At 34.6% G+C, this 10,209-nt stretch carries 10 protein-coding genes; 7 read left to right on the top strand and 3 right to left on the bottom strand.

From position 1 onward, the window contains the following. The 3 genes from rsmA to proC all read left to right on the top strand — a co-directional run. On the top strand, nt 1-655 hold a 655-nt coding region (gene rsmA / locus VFS71_RS01515), incomplete at its 5' end, for a 16S rRNA (adenine(1518)-N(6)/adenine(1519)-N(6))-dimethyltransferase RsmA (RefSeq protein ID WP_326398927.1). Next, entirely contained in the window at nt 645-1,994 is a 1,350-nt protein-coding gene (gene mgtE / locus VFS71_RS01520; protein WP_326398928.1) for a magnesium transporter, read from the top strand. The genes rsmA and mgtE, both read left to right, overlap by 11 nt. A gap of 192 nt (nt 1,995-2,186) precedes the next feature. Continuing rightward, the gene (gene proC / locus VFS71_RS01525; protein ID WP_326398929.1) at nt 2,187-2,963 is read left to right on the top strand and encodes a pyrroline-5-carboxylate reductase; all 777 of its coding nucleotides are present in this window, start codon (nt 2,187-2,189) and stop codon (nt 2,961-2,963) included. Between the two features lie 164 nt (nt 2,964-3,127). On the opposite strand, the gene VFS71_RS01530 is transcribed toward proC, so the two are convergent. The 3 genes from VFS71_RS01530 to VFS71_RS01540 are packed head-to-tail and all read right to left on the bottom strand — an operon-like array spanning nt 3,128 to nt 5,207. Next, nucleotides 3,128-3,637 carry an acyl-CoA thioesterase gene (locus VFS71_RS01530; protein ID WP_326398931.1) on the bottom strand — a complete coding sequence of 170 codons (510 nt, stop codon included), beginning with the start codon at nt 3,635-3,637 and terminating at the stop codon, nt 3,128-3,130. Between the two features lie 43 nt (nt 3,638-3,680). Beyond that, the gene (locus tag VFS71_RS01535) at nt 3,681-4,064 is read right to left on the bottom strand and encodes a DoxX family protein (RefSeq protein WP_326398932.1); all 384 of its coding nucleotides are present in this window, start codon (nt 4,062-4,064) and stop codon (nt 3,681-3,683) included. 6 nt (nt 4,065-4,070) lie between these two features. Next, nucleotides 4,071-5,207, bottom strand: coding sequence for a DNA polymerase III subunit delta' (locus VFS71_RS01540; RefSeq protein ID WP_326398934.1), 1,137 nt, complete (start codon nt 5,205-5,207; stop codon nt 4,071-4,073). A gap of 398 nt (nt 5,208-5,605) precedes the next feature. Between VFS71_RS01540 and VFS71_RS01545 the strand changes: the two genes are divergently transcribed. From VFS71_RS01545 to VFS71_RS01560, 4 genes are all read left to right on the top strand, one after another. Continuing rightward, nucleotides 5,606-6,052: a hypothetical protein gene (locus VFS71_RS01545; protein ID WP_326398935.1), complete on the top strand. Its 447-nt coding sequence runs from the start codon at nt 5,606-5,608 to the stop codon at nt 6,050-6,052. Between the two features lie 121 nt (nt 6,053-6,173). Then, entirely contained in the window at nt 6,174-7,460 is a 1,287-nt protein-coding gene (locus VFS71_RS01550) for a hypothetical protein (protein ID WP_326398937.1), read from the top strand. Between the two features lie 212 nt (nt 7,461-7,672). Then, nucleotides 7,673-9,184: a gliding motility-associated C-terminal domain-containing protein gene (locus VFS71_RS01555; protein ID WP_326398939.1), complete on the top strand. Its 1,512-nt coding sequence runs from the start codon at nt 7,673-7,675 to the stop codon at nt 9,182-9,184. Between the two features lies 1 nt (nt 9,185). Further along, nucleotides 9,186-10,209 (top strand): PorP/SprF family type IX secretion system membrane protein (locus tag VFS71_RS01560; RefSeq protein WP_326398941.1); only part of this gene is annotated, 1,024 nt, incomplete at its 3' end.

A 10,209-nucleotide genomic window follows, 5' to 3' on the forward strand; every position in this document is an offset into this window, starting at 1 on the left:
AATGGGAGTGCTGACCAAGTATTTATTGGAAAAACCAATCAATACTTTCGTTATCGAAATTGATACTGAATCGGTTGAATATTTGGGTGTGCATTATGATAAATTGAAAGACAGAATTATCTCAAAGGATTTCCTGAAATATGATATCAACGAAGTTTTTGCAGGAAAACAGTTCGCGATAATTGGTAATTTCCCGTACAATATTTCGACCCAAATTGTTTTTAAAGCATTGGAATACCGAAATCAAATTCCTGAATTTGCCGGAATGTTTCAAAAAGAAGTGGCGGAACGTATCTGCGAAAAAAAGGGAACCAAAGCTTATGGAATCTTATCAGTTTTGGTACAGGCTTTTTATGATGCTGAGTATTTGTTTACAGTAGATGAAAATGTGTTCAATCCGCCGCCCAAAGTGAAATCGGGAGTACTGCGTTTGCGTAGGAAAGAAGACTTTAGTTTGCCTTGTGGTGAGAAATTGTTTTTTACTGTTGTAAAAACGGCTTTTCAACAACGCAGAAAGACTTTGCGAAACAGCTTAAAAACCCTAAATTTGTCCGACAGTTTACGTGAAGACACGATTTTTAATCTTCGCCCCGAACAATTGGATTACACAGAATTTATTGCATTGACCCAAAAAATAGAAGCGGATGGAGTTTAAAATCAGCAAAGAATTAATTAAAGAATTAGAGCAACTCATTCAAAGTAAGAACGACCAGCAACTGGAAGTTTTATTGAATGATATGCACCATGCTGATATTGCCGAAGTTCTGGATGAATTGGACTTCGATGAAGCTACCTATATTTTTAAGGTTTTGGATAGTGAAAAAACTGCCGAAATCCTTTTGGAGCTTGAAGATGATTTAAGGGAGAATATTTTAAGTAGGCTTTCGCCAAAAGAAATCGCGGAGGAACTTGATGAACTTGAGACGAATGATGCTGCCGATATTATCGGAGAATTATCGAAAGAAAAGAAAGAAGAAGTAATATCCGAATTACAAGACGTTGAACACGCTAAAGATATTGTCGATTTATTACGTTACAAAGAAGATACTGCTGGTGGTCTGATGCATAAAGAATTGGTGAAAGTCAATGAAAATTGGACTGTTTTTACCTGTATCAAAGAAATGCGTATCCAAGCCGAAAATATTTCCAGAGTACATTCTATATATGTAGTTGATGACGAAAATAGGCTTTTGGGTCGTTTGTCACTCAAAGATTTGCTTACAACTTCCACTAAAACGCCAATTAGTGAAGTCTATATCAAAAAATTAAACTCAGTTATGGTCGATACCGAAGATGTTGAGGTTGCCAGAATCATGCAGAAATATGATCTTGAAGCCATACCAGTGACCGATGAGTTGGGAAGATTGGTTGGTCGAATTACCATTGACGATATCGTGGATGTAATCAAAGATGAAGCCGAAAAAGATTATCAGTTGGCGGCGGGGATTACTAATGATGTTGAGTCCAGCGATACCGTTTTGGAGTTAATGAAAGCAAGATTACCTTGGCTTTTAATCGGAATGGTTATTGAAATCATTGCTTCAAAGGTGCTTGAAGGGAATCAAACGTCAGTTCAGCAATATTTTACTTTAATGATTTTTGTTCCTTTACTTTCGGCTACAGCAGGAAACATCGGCGTACAAGCTTCAGCGATTGTAGTACAAGGCTTGGCAAACGGAACCCTAAAGCAATATAGCAGACAATACTTAACCAAGGAACTTTCGGTAGCTTTGATTTCGGGAACAATAATATCATTGTTTTTGTTTTTGTACCATTCCTTAATGTATCAACAATATTTAGTTGGATTTGCGATCTCTATTTCTATGTTGGTGGTCATATTATTTGCGGCTACATTAGGAGTATTGGTGCCATTGTTTTTGCATAAAAAGAAAATTGATCCAGCCATAGCCACAGGGCCCTTTATCACTACTACTAACGACGTTTTTGGTATCATGATTTATTTTTGGATAGCTAGATTAATATTAGGATATTAACTATCGATAGTTTTAGAATTTAACAATTATCCCGAATTTATTTATATTAAAAAATAATAAATTCGGGATTTTTCGTGTACTTTGTAACCTAATGCTTCTACTCTTTTTTTGAGACAGAATGTAAAGCCTGTATTGAATGCCTTTTTGGTGTTCCAAATGCTATTAATCAACCAAAGAATAAAACAAAGCGAAATGAGAATACACATTATAGGCGGAGGAAACCTTGGAGCTTCTATCGCGATAGGAATAGCAAAATTCACTAACAATAATCAAGTAACCGTAACTAGACGTAACATCGTTCCTATTTCACATTTAAAAGACCTAGGAGTTACAGTAACAACAGACAATACAAGCAACATTCAAGAAGCTGATATCATTATCTTGACCATAAAACCGTATCAAGTGGATACTGTGTTGGCCGAGATATTGCCTGCTATTTCAAACAAAGTAATCGCTTCAGCCGTAAGTGGATTATCCATAGAGAATTTACAAAATAAAATAGGGGATAACCATAGTGCAGTCCGTATTATGCCTAATATCGCTGCTCAATTTGGCGCATCAGCCACTTGTATTGCCTTTCACGAAAAGAACAAAGAAAAAGCCCAAGCAACGGTATCGCTTTTTCAAGAATTGGGAACAGCCCCAATCATTGACGAAAAATTAATGGATGCAGCAACCGTTCTTGCCGCGAGCGGAACTGCTTTTGCCTTACGATATATCCGTGCATCGATGCAAGCGGGAATCGAAATCGGTTTTGATTGGCAAACGGCCTTAGCTATTTCAGCTCAAACCGTAAAAGGAGCTGCTGAAATGTTGCTTGAGGAAAAAGGACATCCAGAACAACTAATCGATCGCGTAACAACGCCACAAGGTTGTACCATTGCCGGATTGAACGAAATGGAATTACACGGCTTCAGTTCCTCTTTAATCAAAGGAATCAAAACCTCATTGAAACAAATTAAGGGATAAAAATCACTTGGGCGTGCCACCATAAAGAAAAGGGACCAACTCATCGTACTGGTGAGTCGGCCCCTTTTTTTATGCTGTCAGGCTGTCCGCGTTACTTCGGTAACTTGCTTCCATCCTTCACGCAGTAACCCACATCTTAACGGGTTATAAGGTATTTTTGTCTTTTATGTGAACAAAGCTTTTAATTCGGTAGCTTCATGAGGATTCATTTTGCCAGCCAATACTAAACTCAACTGTTTTCTTCGCAAAGCGGCATCATAACGTTGTTTTTCCAATTCTGTTTCAGGTTCAATCAACGGAACTTCTACAGGTCTTCCAGTATCATCAACTGCAACAAATGTGTAAATAGCTTCGTTAGCCTTGGTTCTGTTTCCGGACTGACGGTCTTCTACCCAAACGTCCAGATAAATTTCCATCGAGCTTTTAAAAGCTCTTGATACTTTGGCCTCAATAATGACAACACTTCCCAATGGGATGGATTTGTTAAAAGCTACGTGATTAACTGATGCAGTCACACCAATGCGGCGTGAATGTCTTCCGGCTGCAATACTTGCTGCGCGATCCATTCTTGCCAATAATTCCCCCCCAAATAAGTTATTCAAAGGATTGGTTTCGCTCGGTAAAACCAAATCGGTTAATATCGTCAAGGATTCTGAAGGATGTTTTGGAGTCATACTTTTTATATGAGAATTATTAATTTGAATTTAATTTGAATCTTTAGTTTAACCAATATACAGCCATCACCGAAGGAATGAAATACAATACAATGGTTCTGGCACCGTCATAATCTTTGGCCAAACGTTGTCCAAAAAGCAACATGATAAGAGTTATACAAGAAAAAATGGCGCCATATAAACCATATAGTCTTCCGCTGTTTAGGGCTATTTCTATTGCGCCTACCACGCATAAAATACCTGAAATTAACTCTAAAATTAAAACATTTACCAAAGCTAATGGCACTTGATTGCGTAATGGGGTTTCTGCAAAATGTTCTTTTAACCAGTCGATATTGTCTTTCCAATGGAATAATTTATCCTGTGAAGACTGTAAAAAAGTGATTGCTAAAAAAACTAAGATTAAAATAGAGGCAATGTTATTCATGGGGTTTTATTTTTTATGAATTAAACGAGTAAGTTTTATGGATAAATCTGTTAAAATTATTTTGGCATTACCATTGCGTTCTATATGATACATCGCATCCGATAATTCTTTAAATATTTCACTAATGTTATTTCCGTTTACAAAAGGAGCAAAGTTTTCAAGTTTGAATTTCTCGACTTTGGGTTCAATGTAAACAAGTGTTTTAGTTTCGTAATTAAGCAACAAAGCCTGGCGGAACATTTCGATACAAAATTGGAGAAATTTTTTTTGTGTCTCTCTCCCCAAAGTAGCAATCTGTTCGCTCCATTCAATTAAGTCTTGTATAGCTGCTGCATTTCCTTTGGCTTTAAATGCTGCCCGTACCCAAGTAACAAACCATTGCTCGAAGGGTAGTGCGTCATGATCATCATATATAAGTTGCAACGCTTTGTTATAATTCCCTTGAGACTGATGAGCAATTTTTAGAGCTTCTTTAAGTTCGATCTGTTCTCTTTCGACAAGCCCGTCAGCGATAACTTGCTCGCTCAAACCACTAAAATGTGTAATTTGACAGCGTGACCGAATGGTTTGGATAATATCTTCTTCATTTTCGGAGATGAGAATGAAAACTGTTTTTTCAGGTGGTTCTTCAAGTAGTTTAAGCAATTTATTGGAAGCGGCAATGTTCATTTTATCTGCCATCCAAATAATCATTATTTTGTACCCGCCTTCATATGATTTTAAGGAAAGAGATTTTAAAATTTCCTGAGCATCGTCTACGCGAATTTCTCCTTGTTTATTCTGAACACCCAATTTGGCATACCAATCAAATAAGCCACCATAAGGATTTTCTAAAACAAATTGTCTCCAATCTGCAATAAAATCAATACTTTTTGGTTTTACTTTTACTTCCTCGGTAGTAACAGTTGGATAAATGAAATGTAAATCGGGATGGGATAATTTTTGAAATTTAAGGCTGCAGGATTCGTTTAAAGCTCCATTATTGTTGCATAGGATATGATGAGTATAGGCAATAGCCATGGCTAAAGTTCCACTGCCTTCTGGACCTATGAATAATTGAGCATGCGGTATTCTGCCTAAATTAGCACTTTGAATTAAGTGATTTTTAATGTACTCTTGCCCTAAAATTTTTGAAAATTCCATGAAGCAAAGATAGGAGAAAATGATAGTTTCAAAAATTTTCTGTTGCAAAGTTTGTTTTTGTAGAGTTTTGAAGGTGAATTTCAAAAAAGAATTGGAGTGTTATTTTTTTTACTTTTTAACCATTAACTGTTAATAACTTCTGTATTGTTTTTCTTTGTTTCTATTTATGAAGTTTACTACTACAAAAATAAACAAGTAAAAACTGATATAAAATATAAAATTTCAATTAACTATTTTTTTTTTAAATGCAATTTATCTCGATAAAAGGTCGCATTTACTCGGTGTAAAACAGTTTTTTCGCTCAATTTGGAATTAAAAAGATCTTTAATTTTTTCTATAGGACTTGCAAATTCAATTTAATTGTATATTTTTGTTTTATTAATTAATAAATCCAAGTTATGAAAGGGAAAATTATATTTTTCAGTATCGTTATGTTAGCATTAACTTCTAAAGGCTTCGCACAGGCAAAACCAAATATGCCAAAAAGTATAATTAGCACCTCTGCTTCACTACGTACTTATTATGATGATAAGACACTTAGAGCTATGTCTAAAGGGGAATTGGTGGAATTGTACATTGAACGCATGAAAGTAATTGTCAAAACATTACCTCATATTGCATTGGCTACTAAGCCAGGAGTAACTATGACAGATTTAGGTATTCCAGATGATGCCGATAATAGAAAAGCATTGGATTTAGAAACTGAAGCAACACAAACTTATATAGAAATCACTGTGAATTTCTTAAGAAAAATGCTTCCTTATGCGGATAAAAATCAATTAGTGACTATGGTTTTGTTCTATGAGCAAACTTTGAAGTCATTGCATGAAGTAGAACAACAATAGAAATAATGTTTTTAGATAAGATCTCACAATCTTAAGCTAAGTTTGATCTTTTACTCTTTAATGAGATAATAAACTCTTGACCTACGGAGATTACGAATAATAATTTAATACCCCCAAACCTATGAAAAATATATTTATTATATGGGTTTTCCTTATGACTGTTTGCAGCGTAAATGCACAACAAGAGAAAGGTATAATTGGATCAAGCAATTGGTTGAATAACTGGACTGAATTTAAGCCTAGCAAAGTTGATTATGGCGAAGCTACGCAGATTTTGGCTGGTAATATTAGTGAGAATACTAAACTTGCAAAAAAGGATGTTTACATTATTCAAGGTAATGTATACGTTACTAATAATGCAGTTCTTACAATTGAACCAGGTACTGTTATTATAGGTGACGGTGAATCGAAAGGTACTTTGATTATTACTAAAGGAGCACAAATTATTGCTGAAGGTTTAGAGACAGATCCTATTGTTTTTACTTCCAATAAATCTTTAAAGAAAGCTGGTGATTGGGGAGGTATTATTATTCTTGGTGATGCTCCAATTAATAAGTTTGGAAATTATTCTTCTGTGAATTTTGATTTAGACCCAAGTTTGACTACTTATGGAGGTTTAAATCCTGCAAGTTCTTCTGGTGTTTTGAAATTTGTACGAATTGAATACGCTGGAAAAAAGGTAAGAGGTTCCTCAGAGAGTTTTAATGCTCTTTTACTAGGGGGAATTGGTAATAAAACAATCTTAGAAAACATTATGGTAAGTTATGCTGCAGGGGACTCATTTGAAGTTCTTGGTGGTGAGCCTGTAATGACTAAAATGGTTTCTTATAAATCTAATGGAATAGATTTTAAATTTAGTTTAGGTGCACAAGCTAAAATTGATAATTCATTAGCAGTTAGATCATCTTACTTGACAAGTAGTGCTGGATCTCGTTGTTTGGATGTTTCATCTTACACTAAGAAAGATGAAGTAGACTTTACCAAAAAACAAACTCTGGTTACTGCTACTAACTTAACTCTTGCAAACGATAGTGATAATATAGATCAGGACATCAAAGCAGGTTTAGTAAAAGAAGGTGTGTATGTTGCTGAAAATTGTTCTTTAGTCTTGAGAAAAAGTGTAATATCTGGTTTTAGCCCTGCAGTTGTATTTGACAATAAAATTGAAATCAACGACAAAAATCTTAAGAAAATCAGAATTGAAGATATGTACTTGAACTTCTGTAATGGCAATATCTTTACTGAAGGCTCTACTGAGAATGAAGATTTGGAGAGCTATTATGGCAATAGCGCATTCTTTATCTTATATTCTAAGACTTCGAACTTAGAAACTTTTAACGATTTTGCAAACCCTAGAAGACCAGACTTTAGGTTGGCACTTTCAAAATTTACAGCAGCTACTAAATAAAATTTATAATTGTTTTTAAATTAATAAAATGAAAGTTGGACCTAACTAGCAAGAAGGTTTAGCTTTCATTTTATTAATTAAAACGGTTTTTAAATGGTTTTTTTAGTAATCTGTTTTTAATCAAAATGAGCTTTAAAATTGGTTAAGATACCCAATGATAATTTGCGAATTGCATATGCCCCCACCCTGTGAATAGCAATAAATATCAACATATGAAAAGCAAACCTACTCTCTTTTTTTCTTCCAATACATGTATATTTTTTTGGATGTTGTTGGTTCTACCTTCAACTATTACTTTGTTTGCTCAAACAACAATTTTGCCTCAAAAACTTGGGTATCCTAGAATTTGTGCCAACATACCAAATGTAGATTATCCAAGTGGTTACAATAGATATGAGGTTCCTTTTAAAATAAGTGGTTTTTCTGCAAGTGAGGCTTTTATAGTTTTACTTTCCAATGATGACTTTACGACCGTCATTAAACCCAATATAATACCTAACAGCGTAACTACTCCTGCTGATACGCCAACGGACAAAATTCTTACTTTTGAAGTGCCAACTGATTTAATTGGCTCAGATACTTATAAATTAAGAGTACAAAGCGCCTCTGGCGTCACAAGTGTTGATTTTAAATCAAGCGATTTGCAATCTTCTTTTCCTATTCATTTTTTGTCTTTTTCTGGACCATTTTATATTAATAATAAGAGTAATACGCTTAGTTTTTGTAATGGGGGAAGTGGAATTCTGGCTATAGATAATTCTACACCATCTGCTCCTGGATCTTCTCCGATGCAATATCCTCAGTTGAAGTATAAGTGGTATAAAGACGGGAATGTTATTGCTAATGAATCCAAAAATACATTATCTGTGAATCAGTCTGGGGATTATTACGTTGAAATTGATTACGGACCTTGTACCGATTTTAATACACATTCACAAATAATTAAAGTTTATGGGGCATCAGGTTCTGGTACGGTAATTACTTCAAGTTCGGGAAATCCTTTTTGCTCTAGTTTGGGGAATACCACATTAACGGCGACTGGTGGTAATTCTTATGTTTGGAGAAAAGATAATGTTGTCATTGACGGAGCCATTTCTCAAACTTATCAAACGAATTTATCTGGTGTTTATACGTGTGACGTAGATTTTGGTGGTTGTAAAGCCACAGGAACGATAGACTTAAAGGCTTTAAAAACCAACAGTACCATATCAGGTGTTGATGTTGGCAAAGTTAATAATATAAATGAGGGAGAAACACTGAACGCAATTATAACATCTGATGCATCAGCTCCTTCTTATCAATGGTTTTTAGATGATGTAGCTATACCGGGTGCTGATGTAAATTTTATCGACATTACTGCTCAAGGGAAGTATAAAGGGATTGTCACGCAAAATACAGGTTGTATTATAGCGGATGAGTTTCCTTTCGAAGTTTCTTTTAAAGTGAATTTAAATGTTCCCAAAATACCTAATATTGTTACTCCAAATGGTGATGGTACTAATGATACTTGGATTATTCCTGATAAGTATATAGCTGGAACGAATACTCATATCGTAATTTTAAGTTCTTTGGGCGAAATTGTTTACCAAACAGATAATTATGACAATTATAATGGCTGGCCACAAACAGCTATTGAATTCAATAATTTCAATCCCGTTTATTATTATATAATTACTCCAACTGGCGAATCTGCCAAAAAGGGCTCGATAACTCTTCTGAAATAATATGAAAAAAATTTTACTAAGCGTTTTCTTTTTTTGCTGTTCAATACATGTTTTCTATGCACAACAAGAAGACGGTGTTGTATCTTATGTTATACCTCCTGGAAACTCTTTGAAATTTAATTCTTTTGTAATTAACCCCACATTTAGTTTTGTAAGACAGCAAAGCGCATATATAACTTTGTTTAACAAAAGTCAATGGACTGGTTTTGATAATGCTCCTAAAACTTATTTGTTGAGTTATTCAGGACGTTTTAGAGAAAATGAGGGTGTGGCTTTAGGTGTTTTTCAACAAACTCAAGGGGTTCTTTCAACTACTGGTTTAGTCGCCAATTTTGCTCATAATATTCTATTGCAAGAAGATAGTAATTTAACTTTCGGAATGAATTTGAGCGCTTATAAAAGTGGAGTGAATACTGGGAAAGTTATCTCTAATTACCCAGATCCATCATTAGATAATATACCATCAAATACAGTAATGACTATCAATCCTGGTATCAATTACGGAACCACTTTTTTTGATTTCGGTTTGGCCTTTAATAATTTGGTTACTTATAATTTTAACTCTGGAATTTTAAAAGATGATCCTAATAAAGGAATTGAAGGCCATGTCATGTACACGGGTTTTATTGATTCTTATGGATTTTTTGATAAAAGTAAATTTTCCGGTTTAATTAAAACCGAAGTGAATAAAGAAAAAACTATTTTTTCTGGATCGGCTATGTTTACAATTCCTAAAGGAATATGGGTGCAAGGTGGATATCATTCTGTTTTAGGAATGACTGCAGGTGTTGGCCTTAATATTACTCCGAAAATTGCTCTTGAATATTCCTATGGAATGGGATTGGGTGATATCTCAGACTTAGGTGCTTCTCATATAATTGTATTATCTTATAAACTCAAAAATAATAATTTTGATTATGGAGATGATGAAGAAGAAGGTGCTTTAATTGAACCAGCTCCAGTTCAAAAAACATCGACTGCAAAACCAAAAGCAGATGCTAAAACAGTTGCTGATGCCAAGGCAG

The organism is Flavobacterium sp., from assembly GCF_035760125.1.
Taxonomy (GTDB): Bacteria; Bacteroidota; Bacteroidia; order Flavobacteriales; family Flavobacteriaceae; genus Flavobacterium.

What these genes read in the sequence shown, in the direction of transcription:
- mgtE (WP_326398928.1), top strand. Translation starts at nt 645, where the DNA reads ATGGAGTTTAAAATCAGCAAAGAATTAATTAAAGAATTAGAGCAACTC.
- proC (WP_326398929.1), top strand. Translation starts at nt 2,187, where the DNA reads ATGAGAATACACATTATAGGCGGAGGAAACCTTGGAGCTTCTATCGCG.
- VFS71_RS01530 (WP_326398931.1), bottom strand. Translation starts at nt 3,637, where the DNA reads ATGACTCCAAAACATCCTTCAGAATCCTTGACGATATTAACCGATTTG.
- VFS71_RS01535 (WP_326398932.1), bottom strand. Translation starts at nt 4,064, where the DNA reads ATGAATAACATTGCCTCTATTTTAATCTTAGTTTTTTTAGCAATCACT.
- VFS71_RS01540 (WP_326398934.1), bottom strand. Translation starts at nt 5,207, where the DNA reads ATGGAATTTTCAAAAATTTTAGGGCAAGAGTACATTAAAAATCACTTA.
- VFS71_RS01545 (WP_326398935.1), top strand. Translation starts at nt 5,606, where the DNA reads ATGAAAGGGAAAATTATATTTTTCAGTATCGTTATGTTAGCATTAACT.
- VFS71_RS01550 (WP_326398937.1), top strand. Translation starts at nt 6,174, where the DNA reads ATGAAAAATATATTTATTATATGGGTTTTCCTTATGACTGTTTGCAGC.
- VFS71_RS01555 (WP_326398939.1), top strand. Translation starts at nt 7,673, where the DNA reads ATGAAAAGCAAACCTACTCTCTTTTTTTCTTCCAATACATGTATATTT.